Below are 21,387 nucleotides of genomic sequence, written 5' to 3' on the forward strand. Positions count from 1 at the left end.
GCCAGGGATCGGCTCGGCTTGTGCAGGTATCGGTTCAAGGCCTCAAGCGGCTGTTGCGCTGGCTGGCCAGTGCTGCCCTGGTGCTGGGTTTGTTGGTGCTTCTGCCGCGCCTGGTGATCGAGGCGCAGTGGTTTGCGCAGTTCGATGCCCTCACGGTGGTGCTGCGCCGCTGGTTGTTTCAGTGCCTGGCCTTTGCTCTGGTCCTGGGGTTGGGTCTGCCGCTCCAGCTGCAGCAGCTGCGCCGCTGTTGGCGCCTGAGGCAGGAGGCCCCGCGCAAGCAGCTGCGGGAACGCCCCTTGGCGCCCCTCGCCAGCGGTCCGCTGGTGGCGGTCTTGACCGGCCTGCTCCTGCTGCTGGTGATGGGCCTGAGCTATCTCTTCCTGCAGGCCCGGGGCCTGATCCTGGATCCCTTTGGCGGTGAGGTCATCACCGGCCTCTCGGTCCTGGCGGATCTGCCGCCAGCACTGGTGCTTGGCCTGGCGGTGGTCCTGCTCCCCTGTCTGCTGCGGTGGCCCTACAGCACCCTGCGGATCAGCCTGGCGGCCGCCCTGGCCGGCTCGGCCACGGCCTGCGCCCGTGGTTGGAGCCTCTGGCTGCCGGGTCTGCTGGCCGTTCCCTTTGGCGAGGCCGACCCGCTGACGGGCTTTGACCTGAGCTTCACGGTGCTGCGCCTGCCGGCCCTGCACCTGCTGGTCAGCCTGGTGATCGCCCAGGTCCTGATTGGTTTTGTCGGCTGCCTCTGGCTGACCTTCTCGGAAGGGACCTCACTCACCGATCTGCGCTTTCCAGGGTTGAGCCGCGAGCAGCAACGGGTGCTGCAACCGCAGTTGGCGGTCTTGGCCCTGATGGCGGCCCTGAGTTACGGCCTCAGTCCCTTTGACCTGATGGTCGAAGGCAGTGGGGTGGCTTCGGGGGCTGGCTTTGTTGACCTGCACATTCGTCTTCCCCTGCGGCTGCTGTTGGCCCTGCTGCTGTTGATGAGTGGCCTGGGACTGCTGGTGCCGGTGCCCCGGTCCTGGTTTCGCCGCGCGGCGATGTTGCCCCTGCTGGTGTCCGCCTGCCTGCTGCCGATCGTGGAATGGGGTCTGGCGCCCCTGGTGCAGCGGGTCTGGGTGCAGCCCCGGGAGCTGCAACTGGAGACCCCCTATCTCAGGCGCGCCATTGCGGCGACGCGCCGGGCCTTTGGCCTCGAGGCCGTGCGTGAGCTGGATCTCGAGCCCAAACAGCAGCTCAGCGCCGCCGATCTCAAGAGCGCCGAGGGCACCTTGGCCAACGTGCGGCTCTGGGACAGCGGGCCCCTGCTGGAGGCCAATCGCCAGCTGCAGCAACTGCGGCTCTATTACGACTTCCCCTCCGCGGCCGTCGATCGCTATCCGCTGAATGCCGACGCCAGCGCGCTGGGCTCCCAGCAGGTCTTGATCGCAGCCCGGGAACTGGATTCCTCGGCGCTGGCCAAGGGCTCCCGCACTTGGCTCAACCGCCATCTGGTCTTCACCCACGGCTACGGCTTCACGGTCTCGCCGGTGAACGTCTCCGGCAGCGATGGGCTGCCGCTGTATTTCGTCAAGGACCTGGGCCGCAGCGGCCGGGTTCAGGCCCTGCCCCAGCTCGGTCAGAGCCAGAAGCGCGTGGAGCAGTTCCTGCCGGTGGGACGCCCGCGGCTCTACTTCGCCTCCGCTCCCGCTCCCTACGCGATTGCCCCCTCCCAGGTGCGGGAGTTCGACTACCCCGAGGGCGATCTCAACGTCTATTCCCACTACGACGGCCAGGCGGGGGTGCCAATTCATGGGCCCCTGGATCGCCTGATGGCGGCGATCTACCTGAATGAGGTGCGGCTGCTCTTCACCGGCTCCCTGACCCCCTCCTCCCGCCTGCTGGTGCGCCGGCAGGTGAACGAGCGTCTGCAGGCCCTGGCTCCGTTCCTGCGTTTTGAGAGCAAGCCCTATCTGGTGACGGCCCGCGTCGAGGACGACCCCGATTACCGCCCTGAGCACCACCAGTACTGGATGCTCGACGGCTTCACCGAGAGCCGCAGCTACCCCTATTCAGACGCCAACCCCGATGGCATTCGCTACTTCCGTAACCCCGTTAAGGCGGTGGTCAATGCCTACAACGGCGATGTCTGGCTCTATGTGAACGATCCGAACGACCCGGTGCTGCGGACCTGGCAGAAGGTCTTCCCGGATCTCTTCCGTCCCCTCTCAGCGATGCCCAAGGCCTTGCTGGCCCACATCCAGGTCCCCAAGAGTCAGTTCAACATCCAGGCCGAGCGCCTGCTGCGCTACCACGTCACCGACGTGCGCACCTTCTACAACGGTGATGACGTCTGGGCCCTGCCGCTGGAGATCTACGGCGATGCCTCGGCTCCCGTCCGTCCGTATCACGTGACGATGCAGCTGCCCGGTGAGCAGCGTCCTGAGTTTGTGCTGCTGCTGCCCTTCACGCCTCTGAAGCGCCCAAACATGGTGGGCTGGCTAGCGGCCCGCAACGACACCCCCAATTACGGCGAGCTGTTTTTGGTGCGCTTCCCCCAGCAGCGTCTGCTTCTGGGACCTCAGCAGATCTCGGCCCTGATCGAGCAGGACCCGGCCATCAGCTATCAATTTGGCCTCTGGAATCGCGTCGGCTCCCGCCTGCTGCGGGGCAATTTGTTGGCGATGCCCGTTGGCCAGGGCTTGCTCTATGTCGAGCCGATCTATCTGCAGAGCAACAACAACGCCCTGCCCACCCTGGTGCGTGTTGTGGTCACCGACGGGAGACGCTTTGTGATGGAGCCCACCTTTGATGAGGCCCTGGCGCGCCTGGTGTCGGTCCAACCCAATGGGGGCATGCGCGCCTTGACCCTGCCCCAGCCGGTCCTTCCCTGAATCAAAAAAAAGGGGCCCCGAAGGGCCCCGGTCATTCAGTGCGACGCCTGAATCAGGCGGCCACAGCGGACTTGGGGTCCAGTTCGCCCTTGGCGTAGAGGCCGGCGTAGTAGTTGATGTCGCGCTGCTTGATCTTGCTGGCGTTGCCGGCACACCAGAACTGCTGGTAGCGATCGAGGCAGACCTGCTTCATGTAGGCCCGGGCAGGCTTGTTGAAGTGGCGGGGGTCGAAGTTGGCGGGATCCTTCATCGCGGCTTCACGCACAGCGGCGGTGAAGGCCAGGCGGTTGTCGGTGTCGATGTTGACCTTGCGGACACCGTTGCGGATGCCTTCCTGGATTTCCTCGACGGGCACGCCGTAGGTCTCGGGGATGGCGCCACCGAACTTGTTGATCATCTCCAGCCATTCCTGGGGCACGGAGGAGGAGCCGTGCATCACCAGGTGGGTGTTGGGGATGGCCTTGTGGATCTCAGCGATGCGGCTGATGGCCAGCACTTCGCCGGTGGGCTTACGGGTGAACTTGTAGGCGCCGTGGCTGGTGCCGATGGCGATGGCCAGGGCATCAACCTTGGTCTTGGCGACGAAGTCGGCAGCCTCAGCGGGGTCGGTCAGCAGCTGGCTGTGGTCGAGCTTGCCCTCGAAGCCGTGGCCGTCCTCGGCCTCGCCCATGCCGGTCTCCAGGGAGCCCAGGCAGCCCAGCTCACCCTCAACGCTCACGCCGATGGCGTGGGCCACGTCCACCACTTCCTTGGTGACAGCCACGTTGTAGTCGTAGCTGGCAGGGGTCTTGGCGTCGGCTTCCAGGGAGCCGTCCATCATCACGGAGGTGAAGCCGTTGGCGGCAGCGCCGAAGCAGGTGGCGGGGCTGTTGCCGTGGTCCTGGTGCATCACGACGGGGATGTCGGGATAGGTCTCAACGGCAGCCAGGATCAGGTGGCGCAGGAAGTTCTCACCGGCGTACTGACGGGCGCCGCGGGAGGCCTGAAGGATGACGGGGCTATCGGTCTCATAGGCAGCCTCCATGATCGACTGCACCTGCTCCAGGTTGTTGACGTTGAAAGCAGGGATGCCGTAGCCGTTTTCAGCGGCGTGGTCGAGCAGCAGCCGAAGCGGAACGAGCGCCATGGGGACACCAATAAGGGATTGGCGGGGATCCTAACCGGCGCCTTTTCCCTTAAACCCTGGCCCTGAGTCCAGCATCCGCAGATTCCAGTGCCAGATCGCAAACCCGCTGGCTCGAGAAGGCTTCCGCGAGCCCGGGAACCACGGGTCGGCCCTCGATGGCGGCCTCGGCCCACCACTGGGTGATTCGGCGGACGGCGGCGAGACGGCCATCGGGCCAGGTCTGGGGGAAGGCCAGGCTGGGATCGGGGCTGATCTCCTCCAGGGCCCCGCTGCTGCCGGAGCGCCAAAGTTTGAAGCCGTGGACGTAGTCGCTTTGGTTGCTGGATCCCAGCACCAGGCTGCCTTCGCTGCCATAGACCTCGATCCAATAGCCCCGACCTGGACGGGTCACCGAGCCCAGTGCCACCTGTGCAGGGATCGAGCGGCCCTGGTGGTCCTCCAGCTCCAGTTGCAGCAGGGCGATGTCTTCGGCATCCACGGCCGCCATCCGCCCACTGCCATCGGCCAGGGGGCGCTGGGGAATGGCCATGCTGCGCTGGGCACTCAGGCTGCGGGTCGGGCCAACCAGCCAATGCAGGGTGTCAAAGGCATGGGTTCCGAGGGATCCCAGGACTCCACCGCCGGCGGCCCGCTGGGAATACCAGTTCCAGGGACGGCTGGCGTCCGCCCGACTCCCCATCAGCCAGTCCAATTTCACCAGCCAGGGCGTGCCGACGGCGCCGTCCTGCAGGAGCGCGGCGAACTGTTGAAATTCAGGCACGCCGCGGTATTCGAAGTCCACGGCCACGGTCACCCCGGCCTGGAGGGCCTGGCGCTGGAGGGTCTCCACCTGGGCGGCCTCCAGGGCGACGGGCTTCTCGAGCAGCAGGTGCTTCCCGGCGGCAATGGCCGCCTGGGCCAGGGCGAAGCGCGGTTCAGGGGGCGTGGCGATCACCAGGGCATCCACCCGGGGATCGGCCAGCAGGGCATCGAAATCGCTGAAGCCTGGGAGGTCGTGGCTGCGGCAGGCCTGATCGAGCCGCTCGCTGCGGTGGTGCCAGAGGGCCACCGGTTCGGTCAGGGGGCAGTCCCGCAGGGCGGGGAGGTGCACCTTTTCGCCGAATCCCAAGCCAACAAGGGCCACCCCTAAGGGACGCTGTTGGGTGCTGGATCCGGTCACGGCGGCTCGGCGTTGCTGTTAGGAGCCTGCCAGGAGCTCTTCCCCGGCGGCGCAGACCGCTTCGATGGTGGATTCGATCAACCCGTCATTGGCGGAGGCCTGCCACTGGCTTCCCCATTGGGGCAGTCCATTGACCGAGGTGTCGCGGTAGAGGCGCTGCGCGCAGTCCAGCTCCATCACGTAGAGGCTGCTGGCCGGGGGGCGGACCTCCTTGCCATCGGCACCCGCCTCCGGGGTCGGGGGTTGGAAGCGACTGAGCACCGTCAGATTGCCGTTCTTGTTCAGGCGCAGGCTGCCGCGATCCCACCACTGCTGTCCTTCGCTGGTGACGGGCACCTCCTGCCAATCCACCGGGCCCGCGAGGACCGGCTGGGGAAGGCCACTCAGCAGGACCAGCCCCAGCAGGAGCCCGCAGACGGCGCCAAGGATTCGCTTCACGCGGCGACCGCTTTGCTGTAGCCGTGCATCGTCAGCAGGCTCACCAGGGTGCTGCGCAGTTTGGGGCGGGGAACGATGTGATCGACAAAACCGTGGTCCTGCAGGTATTCCGCCGTTTGGAAATCGTCCGGCAGCTTCTCCCGAAGGGTCTGCTCGATCACGCGCCGGCCCGCGAAGCCGATCAAGGCCTTGGGTTCCGCCAGGATCAGGTCGCCGAGCATCGCGAAGCTGGCGGTGACGCCACCGGTGGTCGGGTGGGTCAACAGGGGCAGATAGAGCAACTCAGCCTTGCGGTGGCGTTCTAGGGCCCCGGAGATCTTGGCCATCTGCATCAGGGAGAGCATCCCCTCCTGCATGCGGGCACCACCAGAGGCGCAGACGATCAAGACAGGCGCGCGCTTGGCGGTGGCGGTTTCGATCAGGCGAGCCAGCTTCTCGCCGACCACCGATCCCATCGATCCGCCCATGAAGCGGAAATCCATCACCCCGAGGGCCATCGGAATGCCCTCAACGGTGCACATCCCGGTGATGACGCTGTCTTTGAGGCCGGTGGCGCGCTGGGTGTCGCGGATGCGATCGGCGTAGCTGCGGCGATCCTTAAAGGCGAGGGGATCGGTGGGACACAGTTCGGTGTCGAGGGCCTCAAAGCTGCCCTCATCGACGATCAGACGGATCCGCTCCTCACTAAAGATGCGGTGGTGATAGCCACAGCCGCTGCAGACACTGGCGTTGGCGGCCAGGTCCTTGCGGTAGACCACCAGCCCGCATTCCGGGCACTTGCTCCAGAGGCCATCGTCTTCGCTGACCTCCTGGGCATTGCGCACCGCAGGAGCGGTCTTGCGGCGATCGGCAAACCAGTCGAACAGCGACATGGTGATAGCGGTCTCCGGATGGTCTGATCAGACCATTAAAGGGCGCTCCAGCCCAAGTGCTCGCCCAGCTGTTGCAGCCAGAAGCTGTTTCCAGCCATCCAGACCGCCAGTCCGCCGCCCACCAGGAAGGGGCCAAAGGGGAAGGGTTGGCCGCGCTTGAGCCGGCCGCTGAGCAGACCGACCAGACCAAAGAGCGCCCCGGAGAAGACCGCCAGGGCGACGCTCAGGCCCAATCCCGTCAGGCCCAGCCAGGCGCCAAGCAGGGCGGCCAACTTGGCATCCCCAAGACCCAGAGCAGGTTTCCCGAGCAGCTTCTGGCCGGCGGCGCTGGTGGCTTCAAACCCCAGTAGGCCAGCGCTGGCAGCCAGGAGATGCCAAAGCAGGAGCTGCGGCTCTGGACCACCGCTTTGGCTGAAGACCGCCAGCAGGCTGAAGACAAAGCCCAGCAGAACCCCGGCGCGGCAGAGGGGCTCCGGCAACCAGAGCTGATCCAGATCAATCAGCAGCAGCGGAAGCAGCAGGGTCACCAGACACCAGCCGGCCAGCAGCTGCAGAACGGCCGGGGCCTGCCCCAGGGCTTCGGGATGGCCCAGGGCTGCCGCCAGAAACAGACCGCCGCAGAGCAGCTCCACCGCCGGGTAGCGCAGGCTGATGGAGCTGCCGCAGTGGCGGCAACGACCGCGCAGCAGCAGCCAGCTGAGAACCGGGATGTTCTCGCTCCAGCCCAGGCCCGTGCCGCAGTGGGGGCAGTGGCTGCGGGGCATGACCACGGACTCCTGGCGGGGATAACGCCAGGCGACGACGTTCAAAAAACTGCCGATGCACAGACCCAGCGCAGTGATCAGCAGCAGAACCGTGCTGGGAAGAGTGCTGAGCATCAGAGACCCCGGTAGGGCGAGCGGGAGGGACGGCTGCGGGACGGGCGGGAGCGGACCCAGTCCAGTGGGATGAACTGCTCCTCGGGCAGGAGCACCGGCAGTTCAAAAACCACCCGCCCTTGCCCTGGGCTCAGCACAATCCCCTGGGGCTCCAGGGCCGAGACGGAGCGCTCAAGGAACTGGAAGTAAATCCTCCGCGCCTGGGCAATCACCGCGGCGCTATTGATCCGATCCCAACGGGGTTGCGCAGATACAGAAGAACCCACCGCGCCTCGAATCTCAAAGGAGAGAGGAGCTGGTGGGTTGATACGACTGGGCTGAGGAGCAACCGATGTGGGAGGACCGTGTCCGCCAGTTGCGCCCCAGCCTAGGGGTGAAGTTGGCTCAGGCCAGCTTCTTTTTCTCTTCGATCATGCGGTGAATGATCGGGGTCAGGATCAGCTCCATCGCGAAGCCCATCTTGCCGCCGTTCACCACGATCGAGGTGGGGCTGGACATGAACGAATCGTGGATCATGTCGAGCAGGTAGGTGAAGTCGATCCCCCACTTCTCACGAGCACCCTTGCGGAAGTGAATGATCACGAAGGACTCATCCGGGGTGGGGATGTTCCGGATCATGAAGGGGTTCGAGGTGTCCACGGTGGGGACACGCTGGAAGTTGATGTCGGTCTGGCTGAACTGCGGGCAGATGTGGTTGATGTAATCCGGCATCCGGCGCAGGATCGTGTCAACGGTGGCCTCGGCGGAGTAGCCGCGCTCAGCGTTGTCACGGGAGATCTTTTGGATCCACTCCAGGTTGACGATGGGCACCACGCCCACCAGCAGGTCAGCCAGGCCAGCGACGTCGTAGCCCTCGCCCTTCACGCCACCGTGGAGGCCTTCGTAGAAGAGCAGGTCGGTACCTGAGGGGATGTTCTCCCAGGGGGTGAACTGGCCGGGCTCGAGGTTGGTGCCGAGGCGGGCGTTGTGGTCAGCGGCCTCTTCCACGGAGTGGAGGTAGTAGCGCTTCTGGCCAGCGCCGGTTTCGCTGTAGCTGCGGAAGAGCTCTTCGAGCTTGTCGAACAGGTTGGCCTCAGGGCCGAAGTGGGAGAAGTTCTCGCCCTTGGCCAGGGCCGCGCCCATGGCCTCTTTCATGGCGGCCCGCTCGTAGCGGTGGTAGCTATCGCCTTCCACCACCGCAGGGGTGATCCCCTCGCGCTTGAAGATGTGCTCAAAGGCACGCTTCACAGTGCTGGTGCCTGCGCCGGAGGAACCGGTGACAGCAACAACCGGGTGACGCTTCGACATGCGCAGGGATCGGTGGAACTAGCGGCGAGTTTGGCAGGTCGCGTGGCCAATCCCGCCGATCCGTTGATCCCTGTTGCTTTAGGCCTCGAGGGCGGCCAGCAGTTGATCGCCCATGGCCTTGCAGCCCAGTTGGGTGCAGCCCTCGGCCATCAGATCACCGGTGCGATAGCCCTGGGCCAGGACCCGGTCCACGGCCTGCTCGAGGGCGGTCGCGGCGGCGTCTTGCTGGAGACCCACGCGAAGCATCATCGCGGCGCTCAGCACCATGGCCATCGGGTTGGCCTTGTCCTGGCGCGCAATGTCGGGGGCAGAACCGTGGATCGGTTCAAACAGGCCAGGGCCGCTTTCGCCTAGTGAGGCTGAGGGCAGCATGCCGATGGAGCCGCTGAGCATCGCGGCCTCATCGCTAAGGATGTCGCCAAAGAGATTGCTGGTGAGCAGCACGTCGAACTGACGGGGGTTGCGCACGAGTTGCATCGCGGCGTTGTCCACGTACATGTGGCTCAGCTCCACGCCCGCATAGCTGCTGGCGTGGAGGGCCTCGACGCGATCGCGCCAGAGTTGGCTGACATCCAGCACGTTGGCTTTGTCGACGCTGCAGAGGCGGCCGCTGCGCTGCTGGGCAATGTCAAAGCCCACCTTGGCGATGCGATCGATCTCATCGTCGAAATAGGCCATGGTGTTGAAACCACGCACACGGCCGTCGGCCTCAACGCGGCCCTTCGGAGTGCCGAAGTAGACGCCCCCGGTGAGTTCGCGAACCACCATCAGGTCCACCCCCTCGATCACCTCGCGCTTGAGGGTGGAGGCATCGATCAGCGCCGGGATGATCTTCACCGGACGCAGGTTGGCGAAGAGCCCCATGCCGGAGCGCAGGCCCAGCAGCCCGGTCTCCGGGCGCTTCTCGCGGGGCAGGGTGTCGTATTGCGGCGAGCCGATGGCGGCGAGAAGCACGGCATCGGCGGCCTTGCAGGCCTCGAGGGTGCTGGCGGGCAGGGGTTCGCCGGTGGCGTCGATGGCGCAGCCCCCCATGGGCTGCTCGTTGTAGACCAGCTCAAAGCCGTGGCTGCGGCTGACCGCGTCCAGCATTTGGCGGGCCACCGCCGTGATCTCAGGACCGATCCCGTCACCGGGGAGCAGGGTGATCCGGAAGCTGGTCATCGACGTCCGCCTGGGCTTCGGGGGAGGCTACGGCTTGACTTGTTTTTCCAGTTGGCGGAGCGCCTTGCCGAGCTCGGGCAGCTTGTTGAAGGCCGCTGAGCAGCGCAGCCAGAGGCGGTTGGGGATGGCGGGATAGCCGCTGACGACCTCACCGGCGGCCACTTCCCCATGGACCCCGGACTTGGAGGAGGCGATGGAGCGATCGCCCATGACGGCCTTGTTGGCGAGGCCCACCTGGCCGGCCAGGATCACGCCGTTGCCCAGCTTGGCGCCGCCGGCAATGCCGACCTGGGCCGCCAGGGCGCAGCCCTTGCCCGTGGTGACGCCGTGGCCGATGTGGACCAGGTTGTCGATCTTGCTGCCAGCGCCGATCCGGGTTTCGCCGACGGAGGGGCGATCGATGGTGCTGCCGCAGCCCACCTCGACGGCATCCTCGAGGACCACCAGGCCGGTCTGGGGCATCTTGCGCCAGCCGCTGGCGGTGGGCACAAAGCCAAAGCCTTCACTGCCGACGACGGCATTGGAGTGCACCACGCAGGCGCGTCCCAGTCGGGAGCCGGGGTGCAGGACGGCGCCGGCATGCAGTTCACAGCCATCGCCGATCTGCACGTCGTCGTAGATGACGACGTTGGGGTGGATCGTGCAGGAGGCGCCGATTTGCACGTCGCTGCCGATCACTACGTTGGCGCCGACATGGCTCCCCATGCCCACCACCGCCTCCGGTGCAATCACGGCGCTGGGGTGAACACCCGGAGCCTTGGGGGCACGGGGGTAGAGGGTGTCGAGCGTCTCGGCAAAACCCAGCCGCGGGTCAGCCAGGGCGACCCAGGCCATGCCCTTGGCCGTGGCTTCCGCCTGGGCGGCCTCGCATTCGTTGCCCTTGGCGGGCAGCAGCACGGCGCTGGCGCCGCTGGCATTGAGGGCGGCCGCCAGGGCATTGCCAGCCTCAAGAAAACTGATCTGACCGCTGAGGGCCTGGTCGAGGGCGGCGGCGGCACCCAGCTCCGGGTCCTCCCCGAGGTGGTGCTGAAGGGACTGGATCCCACCTGCGGCCTTCACCTCGCTCAGTTGGCTGAGCAGTTGGCTGAAGCGCATCGGCGGCGGGGGGATGTGCTGCGGATGGTAGGCCGATTTCTCAGGTCTCAGCTTGAGGCGATGACGACGAGGTGATCCCGATGAATGACCACTCCGCTCTGGCCCTGATCCCCCTCCAATTCATCGCTCGCTAGGGCGCTGAGGCCCCGGGCGAGCTCCCGCCCGTCCTCGCCCAGAACACGCACGGCTTCGCGCCGGCCAAAGGAGCCGTCCACGCTGCGGACCCCGACGGCCAGCAGCGAGGCTCCCTGCTCCAGCAGCGCACGCTCCGCTCCGGCATCCACGGTGATGCTGCCCTTGGGCAGCAGGGCATGGGCCAGCCAACCCTTGCGGCTGCTCAGGGGGGTCTCACTGGGGCGGAACAGCGTCCCCAGTTGTTCGCCAGCCAAGACGGCTTCCAGCACAGCGGGATCGCGGCCATCGGCCAGGCGCACCTGAATGCCGCTGGCGGTGGCGATGCGCGCGGCCGAGAGCTTGGTGGTCATCCCGCCGGTGCCCCAGCGGCCCCCGCCTTTGGCCACCCCGGCCAAGGCCTCGATCTCGGCTAGGGACTTGACCTCAGGGATCGGCTTGGCGCCGGCATCGCTGCGGGGATCGCCGGAGTAGAGGCTGTCGATGTCGGTCAGCAGGACCAGCTCATCGGCCTGGATCGCCACCGCCGCCAGGGCGGAGAGGGTGTCGTTATCGCCAAAGCGCAGCTCATCGGTCGCCAGGGTGTCGTTCTCGTTGATCACCGGGGTGACGCCCCAGCTGAGCAACTGCTCCAGGGTGCGGCAGGCGTTCTGGTAGCGGCGCCTGGAGGCCAGATCGGCACGGGTCAGCAGCACCTGGGCGACGCAGCGCCCGCGGGCGGCAAAGGCCTGGTCGTAGAGGGTCATCAGTCGCCCCTGGCCCACGGCGGCTGAGGCCTGCAGACCCTCCAGCTCCGTCGGTCGCTCGCCCAGTTGCAGGGCCTGGCAACCCAGGCCAACGGCGCCACTGGTCACGAGCACCACGGGCTCCTCCCGTTGCCAGAGGCCGCAGAGGCTGGCGGCTAGGTCGTTGATCACCTGCTCGGTTCCGCGGCTACCGGAGCCCCGCAGAACACTGGTGCCGACTTTGATGACCCGGCGCATCCCCATCGTCAGGAGAGCTCCGCTCCAGCCAGTTGGGCCAACTTCACCTCAAAGCGCTGCCAGTGGTCATGGCGGCAGGGCTGACCGGCGGCGTCAATCGGTTTGACCAGCACGGTGTACATCCCGAGTCGATTGCCGGCCAGCACATCGGTGAACACCCGATCGCCGACCATCGCGACCTGGGCGGCGGGGAGATCGAGCTGTTGCAAGACCCGGCGCAGGGGGGAGCGCCGCGGCTTACCGGCGCTGGTGGTGAAGTCCACGCCCAGACGCTCGGCGACGCCGCCAATGCGGGCCCGGGAGGGGTTGTTGCTGAAGAGGTGCAGCGGCACGGTCTCCTGCGCCCGTTTCAGCCAGGCCTCCATCGGTTCGGGGAGGCTGGAGCCCCGGTGGGGCAGCAGGGTCCGGTCCACATCCAGCACCAGGGCCCTGATCCCCTGGGCCAGTAGGCCGTGCAGGGGAAGGTCCACCAGGGTTCCAGCCGCCACCAGATTGGGCTGCAGCAGTTCGGAGACGGAAAGGCGGGTCACCGAATCAGTCGTCACCGAGCTCGCGGTCCTCGAGTTCTGCCTCGATCCGGGGCTGAACGCGTTCGAACTCCTCGCCCTCCACCAGCACGCCCTCGCCGTTTTCCATGCGGGCCACGACAAAGAAGGGATCCAGGGGGATGAACAGGCCGTATTCCTTGTCCTCGGCCCGGAACTGGATCAGCATTTCGTAGAGGTCGGTTTCATCGTCCTCATCGCCGTCGAGCTCGTCCTCGTCGTACTCCTCGGGATCGGGTTCCTCCAGGTCCCCGCTGACGGTCAGGGTGACAGCGGAGCGCACCAGCGTCAGGTCGTGCTCCTGCAGCACCACATCGGCCACCGAGAGGATCGGCTCGGCATGGCTGAGTTCTTCGATGACCTCGTCTTCGCCGTTCTCGTTTTCGGCGATCTGCACCAGGCAGACCGGGGTGTCGACGGGGGTCAGCAGGGCGTAGTCCTTGCCGTCCAGGGGAATCAGTTGCTCAAGGAAGCAGAGCAGCTGGCGCCCGCTCTGGTCCCGCACCAGCACGGTCGGGACATCACCGGTGCCGTTGATGCTGGGGCCGTCAGTGCTCATGGCGCATGGGGGAGATGGCCTAAGGATGCCTGGGCATCGGACTCCAGGCCATGGGCTGGGGTCGCCTTGCTGACCGCTGCCGGCTCCGGCCCCTCCTGGAGCCACTGCTCGAGCAGCAGGGCGGCGGCGGCGCTATCGAGGGCGCCGCTGCGGTCCCCCCGCAGCCCAAAGCGCTCCCCGGCATCCCAGCTGCTGGCGTATTCATTGACAAAGGCCAGCGGGAGGGCCAGGTCCCGGGCCAGGCGTTCGCCGTAGCGGCGGCAGTGCTCCGCTTGGGCAGTGGGTTGTTGCTGGGCATCCAGTGGGAGTCCCACCACCAGGGCCAGGATCCGCCGTTCCCGCACCAAGGCCTGGAGCTGCTGCAGGTCCGCGGGATAGCGGCCCCGGTGCAGCGCCGGAAGGGGTTTGACCGTCAGGCCCAGGGGGTCACAGCCGGCCAGACCGATGCGTTTCCGGCCGACATCCAGGGAGAGCACCGAGCGGGGTGCGGGGGCGGCCATCAGCGCTCGAGGGGCGTTGGGATTGGCTTCTGACCCGGCTGCAGCTGGCCAAGGACCGCCTCCAGCTTGCGGCTGACCCCTTGGCTGGTTTGCGGGGCATGGCGGCGCCAGACGCTGCGGGCCATCACCACCTCTTCCCCTTCGGGCGCCATCCCCAGGCTTTGCAGCCATTGGTTGTGCTCGTGCTTGAGGACATCACTGCGGATCAGCACTTCACCGAGGCCCTGGGCGCTCTGCTCCAGCAGCAGGTGCAGGGGTTGCCCCAGCAGGTGCTGCCAGCCGGGGTGGAGGCTCAGCTCCAGTTCTGGGATCTCTCGGCTGCCGGGGCGCAGCCGCCGGACCCCAGCCACCGCTTGCTGGCGACTGGTGTCCATCAGCATCCAGCTGGGCTGTTCGCTTTGATCGAGCAGATCGTCCACGCGGCGATCAAGCAGTTGCCGCAACTGGGCCGGCAGGGCGGCCTGCTCGAGTTGCCACATCGCCAGGGCGCTCCGGCGATTGAGCGGCAGCAGCTGCAAGTCCGAGGGCAGGGCGCGATCGAGCGGTTTCTGGGGCGGTTCCCAGCGCCAGAGGGTTTCGTGGCGGAGTTGCTGGAAGCCCTGTTGCCGCAGGAGACCCAAGCGATTGCTGTCGGTGCTGGGGCTGGTGGCAATCCAACTGGCGGCGCTCGGACTGCCCTGGATGGCGGCGCGCACCAGGGCGGCCTCAATCGCCATGCGTCCGGCTTCTCCGGCCTCCAGGCTGGCCTCACTGCTGCGCAGGTGTTGGATCTGCCAGCAGCTGCCGCTGCGGTTCAGTCGTTGACTGACAACCAGTCCCAGGGGGGTCTGGGGGTCGCGGAAGGCCACGAAGGTCTCCGAGGCCAGGGCCGGTCGCGGGGCGAGACGTTGCAGCAGCCGCTCGGGCCCCTGCAACAGCAGGGATCGCTGCAGCAGAGGCAGGAGATCGCTGAAGCAGGGTTCCTGCAGAAAAGGCAGCTGCCATCCCCGCAGCGGCTTCACCTGAAGGCTTGGTTGAGCAGCTGAGGACACGGCGGCGCCGAAGGGGCCTCCTTCAATGGTATGGGCGATTGCTAGTTCGGGCGAACCAGCACCAGTGGGGTGCGCTCGTTGGCGTTGCCGGCGGGGTTGGGCTTGAGGGCCCGCTCCAGCAGCGCCTCATCGCAGCCGGGGCTGGAGGCCAGCACCTTGACCCGACCGAGGTCGTTGACATCCACAACGGCGACGGCGACGCCGAGCTCGGCGGCCAGTTGGCGGCAGACCTCGCTGCTTTGAACCGGACCCAGGACGATGGTCTGGTCGTAGGGCGGGGTGGTGCCGGTGACGTCGTCGATCAGGCGGGCCTGTTCACCGGCCAGCCGATAGAACCAACCCTTGGAGCCCACGAGCTTGAGGGCGGTGCCGGCGAGCCAGGCACAGAGCACGCGCGCCGGACCGACGTTGTCGATCAGGGTCTGCAGGCCGCAGGCGGTGGCCAGGGAGCTGGTGGGGTGGAAGACCCGGCAGAGCAGACGGGCCAGGCTGGAGGGCTGCAGGTTGGCCGGGTGGTTGTAGCGGCCCTGCATGACCGCCAGCGGGGTCTCGCCGATGGTCAGGACATCCCCGGGCTGCAGCACGGCGCCGGCGTAGTGCTGCAGGACCTCGGCGGGATCGTCGAGGGTTCCGAGCAGATGGGTGCGAATCGGCAACACGCTGCAGCGATCACCCTGGCGCCAGGTCGCGCTGGAGCTCTGCGCTGGGGCCGGACGGCGCAGGGGAATCAGCACCCCATCGCGTTGTTGCAGCCGGCCGAAGGGGCCGTAGTTGATCCAGAGGATCTCCAGCCAGAGGGTGTCCAGCAGGTTGCGCAGGTCGCTGCCGGCTGGGGCCTCAAGCGTGATCAGCGCTTCGGCTTGGGTGGTCTTGCGCCCTTTGACGATGTAGGCGAACCAGTAGCCATCGGCGCGGGCCTCCTCATCGGGGTGCTGCGGGCTCAGGCTGCAGCGCACGTTGACCCCAGAGAGGTCCGCGCGTCCAAGCAGGGTGGGTTTGAGTTCAATCTCGGGAACAAAGACCTCCATCCGCCGGTGTGGGTTGCGGATGCTCAGGGTTCCCTTGACCTGCCATTGGCTGTCGGAGACCCGTTGCACCTTCCAACCGCTGCTGCTGAGCCGCAGGGGTGAGGCGGGCCGCAGGCGATGGCGCAGCTCCAGCCAGAGCAACGCCAACCCAAAGACCAGGGCGGCGATCAGGACAACAGCAAACAGGGCGGCCAACGGCGGAGCTTTGCGTTCTGCGGGAGCGTAGGTGGTGCAGCAGAAAAACCCGCTTAGCGTTTCGGCATTGCGGTGGTGAGCCCCGATGCGCAAGACCTTCGTTCTCGATACGAATGTGTTGCTGCATGACCCCCAGGCCCTCACACGCTTTGAAGACAACGCGGTGGTGATCCCGATCGAGGTGGTCGAGGAGATCGACCGCTTCAAGAAGGACCCCTCCGAGAAGGGCCGCAATGCCCGCCAGATCTCGCGCCTGCTCGATGCCCTGCGGGAGAAGGGAAACCTGGCGGATGGCGTGCCGATTGATGAGGGCAGTGGCGGCACGCTGCAGGTGGTCTTCTGCCGCAGCGAGACCCTGGCCCAGTTGCCGCCGGAGCTCAAGGGCGGCAGCGGTGACAACAACATCCTGGCGGTGGCGCTGGAGCAGCTCCGCTCCGGCTTGATTGCCGATCAACCCCCGGTGGTGCTGGTCACCAAGGACACCAACCTGCGGATCAAGGCCGATGCCGTCGGCCTGACCGCTCAGGACTACACCACCGACAAGGTCGACATCGCCGACCTCTACGCCGGGGTCAGTGAGCTATCGGCCAGTGCAACGGCGATGGACACCCTCAAGAGCGAGGGGGGGCTGCCGCTCACGGAGCTTCCCTCCGCTGAAGGTGCCGATCTCCAGGCCAATGAGGGGGTCACCCTGGTGGATCAGGCCCAACCCAATCACACGCTGCTCGCGCGTTTTGATGCCCAGCATCAGCGGCTGGTGCCGCTGCAGCGCAGCACGCGGGCCCGACTGGGCAAGGTCTCGCCCCGCAACCGCGAGCAGACTTTTGCCTTGGATCTGCTGCTGGATCCCTCGGTGCAACTCCTGACCCTGGTGGGGAAGGCCGGGACGGGGAAAACCCTGCTGGCCCTGGCGGCGGGCCTGCACCAGGTGGCGGATGAACAGCTCTATGAACGCCTGCTGGTGACCCGGCCGGTGATCTCGCTGGGCAAAGAGATCGGCTTTCTGCCCGGCAGCCTCGAGGAAAAGATGGGCCCCTGGATGCAGCCGATCATCGACAACCTTGATTTCCTGCTCGGCAACAGCCCTGAAGAGGAGGGCCGTTCGGGAGCCAAGGGCGCCTCTGGGCCTGCGAATCGTGCCGGCACCAATCGGGCCCCCCGCAGCAACTGGACGGACCTCAAGGGGATGGGGCTCCTGGAGGTGGAGGCGATCAGCTACATCCGCGGTCGCTCGATTCCGCGGCAGTACATGGTGGTGGATGAGGCCCAGAACCTCACCCCCCACGAGGTCAAAACGATCGTCACCCGCGTGGGCGAGGGCACCAAGATCGTCTTCACCGGTGACCCGTATCAGATCGACAATCCCTATGTGGATGCCGAGAGCAATGGCCTGACCTGGCTGGTGGAGCGCTTCAAAGGGCAGCCGCTCGCGGGCCACATCACCCTGATCCGCGGCGAGCGCAGCGAACTGGCGGAGCTGGCGGCGAACCTGCTTTAGACCATCGCCTCCGGGCGCACCCACTGATCGAATTCTTCGGCGCTGATCTCGCCGAGGACCAGGGCGGCTTCCTTGAGGCTCAGCCCGTGCTTGTGGGCATGTTTGGCAATGCCGCTGGCGCGGTCGTAGCCGATGGCGGGGGTCAGGGCCGTCACAAGCATCAGGCTCTGATTCAGCAGCCGCTCGATGCGCTGTTCATTGGCCTTGAGGCCCTCGATGCAGTGCTCGCGGAAGCTGGTGCAGCCGCCCGCCAGCAGCTCGATGCTCTCGAGCACGTTGTGGGCGATCAGGGGCTTGAAGACGTTCAGCTCAAAGTTGCCCTGGCTGGCGCCGATCTGAACGGCGGTGTTGTTGCCCATCACCTGGGCCGCCACCATCGTCAGGCTTTCGCACTGGGTGGGGTTGACCTTGCCCGGCATGATCGAGCTGCCCGGCTCGTTTTCCGGCAGGACCAGTTCCCCGAGGCCGCAGCGTGGTCCGCTGCCGAGCCAGCGGATGTCATTGGCGATCTTCATCAATGAGCCCGCCAGCACCGTCAGGGCGCCATGGCTTGAGGCCAGGGCCTCATGGCCCGCCAAGGCTTGGAACTTGTTGGGGGCGCTGCTGAAGGCGGTTCCAAGGCGCTCCGTGAGCCGCGTCGCCACCGCCTCGCCAAAGCCCTTCGGGGCATTGAGGCCGGTGCCCACGGCCGTGCCACCAATCGCCAGCTCCCGCACCCGCGGCAGGCTCTGGCGGATGGCTTCGATCGCCAGCTGCAGCTGGGCGACGTAGCCGCTGAATTCCTGGCCCAGGCTCAGGGGCACCGCATCTTGGAGATGGGTCCGGCCGATCTTGACCAGATCGGCGTAGGCCGTGGCCTTGGCCTGCAGGGCCGCCGCCAGGCCCTCAACCGCGGGCAGGAGACGTTGCTCCAGTTCGATCACCACGGCGATGTGCATCGCCGCCGGGAAGGTGTCGTTGCTCGATTGGCTGAGGTTGACGTGGTCGTTGGGGTGCACCGGGCTCTTGCTGCCCAGTTCACCGCCGAGGGCCTCGATCGCCTTGTTGGCGATGACCTCGTTGGCGTTCATGTTGCTCTGGGTGCCCGAGCCGGTCTGCCAGACCTTCAGCGGGAACTCCTGGTCCAGATCACCGGCGGCCACCTGCTCGGCGGCGGTCACGATGGCGCTGCAGAGGGCCGCATCCAGCTTGCCGAGATCGCGATTCGCCTCCGCGCAGGCCGCCTTCAGCTGACCGAAGGCATGCACGATCGCCAGGGGCATGCGCTGGCCGAAGGGGAAGTTCCCTATGGAGCGCTGGGTCTGGGCGCCCCAGTAGTGCTCCGCGGGAACGGCGATGACCCCGAGGCTGTCGGTCTCTTGGCGCTGACTCATGGGGCGGCGACGATTTCGCTGTTGAGTTCGTTGACCTCGCGGTTGAGGCTGAGCTTCGTATCACCCTGGGGACGGAGCCCGGTGATGCCGCTTAGCGCTTCGTTGATGGCGTCGATGCTCACGGGCCCGCTCTCATCGAGGACCACCTTGCCCTCGCGGTCGAGCACCACGACCTGGGGGATTTGGCCCTTCCAATAGCTGGCGGGGTCAATGGCGCCGTGGGTCTCGCGGTTCTGCAGCGGGTCGGTCTGCAGCAGGATCAACTCAGCGCTGCGGCCCCAGAGGCGCTGCAGTTCGTTGAAGACGACGGCGTACTGCTTGCTGGCGGCGCTGTCATCGAGGAAGAAGCCCAGGATGATCACCCGGTGCTCCTCCAAGGCCTGCGAGAGGGTGCTTCGCGGCGGCACCAGGGAGCCGTTGCCCGCGTAGAGCGCATAGATATTGCCGTCGTAGCTGTTGGTGTCCCGCGCGGCCTGGCTTGGTGCGGCGAGGCCCAGCACCAGAACCAAGCAGAGGGCCAGCGCTGCAAGGGGCTTCAGCAGCCGGGCCAGGGTGCGGGGCATCAACGCAGGGAAAGCTGCGGCCATTGTGGCCTTCAGCAGGTCAGGAACCGCGGCCGATGCTGCGGCCCATGCCCTGGAGGATTCCGCGGCCGACCAGGCCAATGGCCCGACCAATGACCTGGGTCAGCACCACCACCACCAGATCCCCGAGTCGCCTGAACAGGGCCTGGACCTGGGGGGCAAGGGCATCGCGACCCTCCAGCACGAGGGTGATCAGTTGCTGGCCCCAGCTGAGCTGCTGCAACTCCCGGTCCCGGGGTTCCATGTGCTCGATCGGAACGATGGCGCCTTGCTTGAGTCCATAGAGCAAGCGGCGGCTTTCGTAGAGCTGGACGGGCCTCTCAAACAGGCTGTCCCAGCGTTGCTGGGAGTTCAGCTGGTTGCGCAGTCGCTCCAGGTTCCGTGTGGGCAGGAGATCACTGCGCAGTAGGTAGCGGCGCAGATCAGGCCAGGTGCTGCAGCTGGCGAGGATTTCTGCGCTGATCAGTTCCGCCGTGCGAATCAGCCAGTTGCTGATCAGTGCCTCCAGGTGGAGCAGCGCCTGGGGTTCATCGGGGGCCAACAGGCGGCCGTCCACCAGGATCGGTTGGGCGCAGACCAGGGCCGCGAGCATCGGCAGGGCAGCCGGCAGTTCTGGATCCACCGCGGTGAGGTCACTGGCCTCACTCAGGCTCTGGGCGACGGGAAGCAGGCCCCCCTCAAGCGGTAGTTGGACGTATTCACCGGCCATGGCCCGCATGGAGAGGCGACGCAATTCCGGTTGCTGCCCAAGCCAACGCTCTTCCAGAGCCACACCGCGCAGCTGCTCGTGGCGGAAGCGGGTGATCAGGAGGTCGAACTGGGCCAGCAGGGCGAGCAGCAGATCGCGGCGGTGGTCCGTGTTCAGTCCCTCCAGGGCCATCAGCTGACCGCTTTGGTTGCTGAGACCGGTGGAGGCGGCCGTGATCAACCGCTCTTGGATGGCCTCCCAGACCCCGATGGCCGTGCGCTCCCGCAGGGTGATGCCAACGACGGCCTGCGGCTCCGGGCGCTGCAGCGGAGCCTCAGACGGGAAGGCCATGCTGATCGGCCCCCAGAGCCAAAGCAGCAGCCGTTTGGCCAGGGCAAGTTCCCGCAGCCGACCCGCCAACAGCAGGGCGTTCAGGCCCACCGGCTGGAGGTCGAGCCAGCGGCGGCAGCGCAGGGCTTCCGCTTCGATTTGAGCCAGGCCACTGCGCAGCAGCCACTGGCCAAGGCCCAGCGCCTCCCGGCTCTGCTCGGGTTGCTCGATCCCGCGCAGGGGCCGCAGTTCCACCACCCGTCCGCCCGTCAGCAGGGTGTCAACGGCGGCGCGGATCTCCTGGGGCTCCGCCTGTTGCAGCAGACCTTCAGCCGGCAACTGCAGCAGCCAGCTGCTGGGTAGGTCGGACTCCGCCGGTAGGAGCAGCAGCAGCGGCGCCGGTTGCCAGCGATCGCGCAGCTGGGCGAGTTCCCGCTCCAGCGTGGCCGCAGGCATGCCAGCACTGATGCTCCAGATCACCAGGGCGATGGCTCCCTTGTCTGGGTCGCTGGCTGCTTTGAGCTGGAACGACTCCTCCAGCAACCGCTCCAGGCCCGCCTGAATCAGGGGCTCCGCCAGGATCAGGATCGGAGGTGCGTCCTTCGCCTCGGGCACGGATCAGGGTTGAGCCTTAATGGCGCTCAAGTTAACGGGGATTGACGCAGTTTCCAGTGCTGCTCAAGGCTCTGGCGCACTTAGCGCCGCCGTCCGCTGAGATTGAGCGTGTAGCTCTCAATCCGATAGCCGGTTTGCTCTTCAATGCGATCGAGCAGATCGGCGGGTAATTCCACATCCAGATCCTGGATGGCACCGGACTCGAGGCAGGTGATGTGGCTGTGGGGATCGCTGCGGTAGCCGTAGAGCCGTCCATTGGCGCGATCAAGACACTCGATCACCCCTGCGCTTTGGAGCGCTTCAAGGTTTTGGTAGACGGAGGTGTGGCCGATGTTGCGGCCCTTGGCGTTGAGCCGCTCAAAGATGTCGCGGGCACTGAGGTGATCCCGCTCGTCCCAGAGCAGCTCGAGCACCATCCGACGCTGGCGTGAGAGCCGCATTCC

At 66.5% G+C, this 21,387-nt stretch carries 21 protein-coding genes; 2 read left to right on the forward strand and 19 right to left on the reverse strand.

Annotated elements, in window-relative coordinates:
- Positions 1-20: 20 nt before the first annotated feature.
- Positions 21-2,867, forward strand: a complete 2,847-nt coding sequence (locus QZ189_RS01350) for a UPF0182 family protein (RefSeq protein WP_296416058.1) — start codon at positions 21-23, stop codon at positions 2,865-2,867.
- Positions 2,868-2,919: 52 nt separating this feature from the next.
- Here the strand turns inward: QZ189_RS01350 and fba are convergent, their stop codons facing one another.
- The 15 genes from fba to QZ189_RS01425 form a co-directional block, all read right to left on the reverse strand.
- A complete protein-coding gene (fba, locus tag QZ189_RS01355; RefSeq protein WP_010317460.1) occupies positions 2,920-3,993 on the reverse strand; it encodes a class II fructose-bisphosphate aldolase in 1,074 nt (357 codons plus the stop codon).
- 49 nt (positions 3,994-4,042) lie between these two features.
- Positions 4,043-5,152 carry a Gfo/Idh/MocA family oxidoreductase gene (locus tag QZ189_RS01360; protein WP_296416057.1) on the reverse strand — a complete coding sequence of 370 codons (1,110 nt, stop codon included), beginning with the start codon at positions 5,150-5,152 and terminating at the stop codon, positions 4,043-4,045.
- A gap of 18 nt (positions 5,153-5,170) precedes the next feature.
- Entirely contained in the window at positions 5,171-5,581 is a 411-nt protein-coding gene (locus QZ189_RS01365) for a hypothetical protein (protein WP_296416081.1), read from the reverse strand.
- 5 nt (positions 5,582-5,586) lie between these two features.
- The gene (gene accD, locus QZ189_RS01370; protein WP_010317456.1) at positions 5,587-6,462 is read right to left on the reverse strand and encodes an acetyl-CoA carboxylase, carboxyltransferase subunit beta; all 876 of its coding nucleotides are present in this window, start codon (positions 6,460-6,462) and stop codon (positions 5,587-5,589) included.
- Positions 6,463-6,497: 35 nt separating this feature from the next.
- The gene (locus QZ189_RS01375) at positions 6,498-7,340 is read right to left on the reverse strand and encodes an A24 family peptidase (RefSeq protein ID WP_296420622.1); all 843 of its coding nucleotides are present in this window, start codon (positions 7,338-7,340) and stop codon (positions 6,498-6,500) included.
- A complete protein-coding gene (locus QZ189_RS01380; protein ID WP_296416054.1) occupies positions 7,340-7,606 on the reverse strand; it encodes a hypothetical protein in 267 nt (88 codons plus the stop codon). Before QZ189_RS01380 ends, QZ189_RS01375 begins: the two co-directional genes overlap by 1 nt.
- A gap of 118 nt (positions 7,607-7,724) precedes the next feature.
- Positions 7,725-8,627, reverse strand: a complete 903-nt coding sequence (locus QZ189_RS01385; protein ID WP_247478728.1) for a phosphoribulokinase — start codon at positions 8,625-8,627, stop codon at positions 7,725-7,727.
- Positions 8,628-8,705: 78 nt separating this feature from the next.
- Complete coding sequence (gene leuB / locus QZ189_RS01390; RefSeq protein WP_247478726.1) at positions 8,706-9,788, reverse strand: 3-isopropylmalate dehydrogenase; 1,083 nt, start codon at positions 9,786-9,788, stop codon at positions 8,706-8,708.
- Positions 9,789-9,815: 27 nt separating this feature from the next.
- The gene (gene lpxD, locus QZ189_RS01395) at positions 9,816-10,883 is read right to left on the reverse strand and encodes a UDP-3-O-(3-hydroxymyristoyl)glucosamine N-acyltransferase (RefSeq protein ID WP_010317432.1); all 1,068 of its coding nucleotides are present in this window, start codon (positions 10,881-10,883) and stop codon (positions 9,816-9,818) included.
- A 47-nt stretch (positions 10,884-10,930) separates the two neighbouring features.
- Positions 10,931-12,004: a glutamate 5-kinase gene (gene proB, locus QZ189_RS01400; protein WP_247478724.1), complete on the reverse strand. Its 1,074-nt coding sequence runs from the start codon at positions 12,002-12,004 to the stop codon at positions 10,931-10,933.
- Between the two features lie 2 nt (positions 12,005-12,006).
- Positions 12,007-12,528 carry a YqeG family HAD IIIA-type phosphatase gene (locus QZ189_RS01405; RefSeq protein WP_296418539.1) on the reverse strand — a complete coding sequence of 174 codons (522 nt, stop codon included), beginning with the start codon at positions 12,526-12,528 and terminating at the stop codon, positions 12,007-12,009.
- Positions 12,529-12,532: 4 nt separating this feature from the next.
- Positions 12,533-13,102 carry a DUF3727 domain-containing protein gene (locus QZ189_RS01410; protein ID WP_010317427.1) on the reverse strand — a complete coding sequence of 190 codons (570 nt, stop codon included), beginning with the start codon at positions 13,100-13,102 and terminating at the stop codon, positions 12,533-12,535.
- Entirely contained in the window at positions 13,099-13,602 is a 504-nt protein-coding gene (gene ruvX, locus QZ189_RS01415) for a Holliday junction resolvase RuvX (protein ID WP_247478721.1), read from the reverse strand. Before ruvX ends, QZ189_RS01410 begins: the two co-directional genes overlap by 4 nt.
- A complete protein-coding gene (locus tag QZ189_RS01420) occupies positions 13,602-14,633 on the reverse strand; it encodes a hypothetical protein (protein WP_296418537.1) in 1,032 nt (343 codons plus the stop codon). Before QZ189_RS01420 ends, ruvX begins: the two co-directional genes overlap by 1 nt.
- 41 nt (positions 14,634-14,674) lie before the next feature.
- The gene (locus QZ189_RS01425; protein WP_296420625.1) at positions 14,675-15,856 is read right to left on the reverse strand and encodes a F420-0:Gamma-glutamyl ligase; all 1,182 of its coding nucleotides are present in this window, start codon (positions 15,854-15,856) and stop codon (positions 14,675-14,677) included.
- Between the two features lie 85 nt (positions 15,857-15,941).
- Here QZ189_RS01425 and QZ189_RS01430 point away from each other — a divergent pair, with 85 nt between their 5' ends.
- Positions 15,942-17,354, forward strand: coding sequence for a PhoH family protein (locus QZ189_RS01430; protein WP_247478717.1), 1,413 nt, complete (start codon positions 15,942-15,944; stop codon positions 17,352-17,354).
- On the opposite strand, the gene fumC is transcribed toward QZ189_RS01430, so the two are convergent.
- The 4 genes from fumC to QZ189_RS01450 form a co-directional block, all read right to left on the reverse strand.
- A complete protein-coding gene (gene fumC, locus QZ189_RS01435) occupies positions 17,351-18,727 on the reverse strand; it encodes a class II fumarate hydratase (RefSeq protein WP_296420628.1) in 1,377 nt (458 codons plus the stop codon). The two genes, QZ189_RS01430 and fumC, sit on opposite strands and share 4 nt — an antisense overlap.
- Positions 18,724-19,290, reverse strand: coding sequence for a thylakoid membrane photosystem I accumulation factor (locus QZ189_RS01440; RefSeq protein ID WP_010317400.1), 567 nt, complete (start codon positions 19,288-19,290; stop codon positions 18,724-18,726). Before QZ189_RS01440 ends, fumC begins: the two co-directional genes overlap by 4 nt.
- 40 nt (positions 19,291-19,330) lie before the next feature.
- The gene (locus QZ189_RS01445) at positions 19,331-20,944 is read right to left on the reverse strand and encodes a DUF3685 domain-containing protein (RefSeq protein ID WP_296416049.1); all 1,614 of its coding nucleotides are present in this window, start codon (positions 20,942-20,944) and stop codon (positions 19,331-19,333) included.
- 80 nt (positions 20,945-21,024) lie between these two features.
- Complete coding sequence (locus tag QZ189_RS01450) at positions 21,025-21,384, reverse strand: transcriptional repressor (protein WP_083797938.1); 360 nt, start codon at positions 21,382-21,384, stop codon at positions 21,025-21,027.
- Positions 21,385-21,387 lie beyond the last annotated feature (3 nt).

This window comes from Vulcanococcus sp. CPBay_Sum15L08_68, assembly GCF_017855895.1.
Taxonomy (GTDB): Bacteria; Cyanobacteriota; Cyanobacteriia; order PCC-6307; family Cyanobiaceae; genus Vulcanococcus.

Bases quoted from the DNA above. Each gene is read 5' to 3' on its own strand.
- QZ189_RS01430 (WP_247478717.1), top strand. From the start codon at position 15,942: ATGCGCAAGACCTTCGTTCTCGATACGAATGTGTTGCTGCATGACCCC.
- proB (WP_247478724.1), bottom strand. From the start codon at position 12,004: ATGGGGATGCGCCGGGTCATCAAAGTCGGCACCAGTGTTCTGCGGGGC.
- lpxD (WP_010317432.1), bottom strand. From the start codon at position 10,883: ATGCGCTTCAGCCAACTGCTCAGCCAACTGAGCGAGGTGAAGGCCGCA.
- QZ189_RS01410 (WP_010317427.1), bottom strand. From the start codon at position 13,102: ATGAGCACTGACGGCCCCAGCATCAACGGCACCGGTGATGTCCCGACC.
- fumC (WP_296420628.1), bottom strand. From the start codon at position 18,727: ATGAGTCAGCGCCAAGAGACCGACAGCCTCGGGGTCATCGCCGTTCCC.
- QZ189_RS01385 (WP_247478728.1), bottom strand. From the start codon at position 8,627: ATGTCGAAGCGTCACCCGGTTGTTGCTGTCACCGGTTCCTCCGGCGCA.
- QZ189_RS01440 (WP_010317400.1), bottom strand. From the start codon at position 19,290: ATGCCCCGCACCCTGGCCCGGCTGCTGAAGCCCCTTGCAGCGCTGGCC.
- ruvX (WP_247478721.1), bottom strand. From the start codon at position 13,602: ATGGCCGCCCCCGCACCCCGCTCGGTGCTCTCCCTGGATGTCGGCCGG.
- fba (WP_010317460.1), bottom strand. From the start codon at position 3,993: ATGGCGCTCGTTCCGCTTCGGCTGCTGCTCGACCACGCCGCTGAAAAC.
- accD (WP_010317456.1), bottom strand. From the start codon at position 6,462: ATGTCGCTGTTCGACTGGTTTGCCGATCGCCGCAAGACCGCTCCTGCG.
- QZ189_RS01450 (WP_083797938.1), bottom strand. From the start codon at position 21,384: ATGCGGCTCTCACGCCAGCGTCGGATGGTGCTCGAGCTGCTCTGGGAC.
- leuB (WP_247478726.1), bottom strand. From the start codon at position 9,788: ATGACCAGCTTCCGGATCACCCTGCTCCCCGGTGACGGGATCGGTCCT.
- QZ189_RS01375 (WP_296420622.1), bottom strand. From the start codon at position 7,340: ATGCTCAGCACTCTTCCCAGCACGGTTCTGCTGCTGATCACTGCGCTG.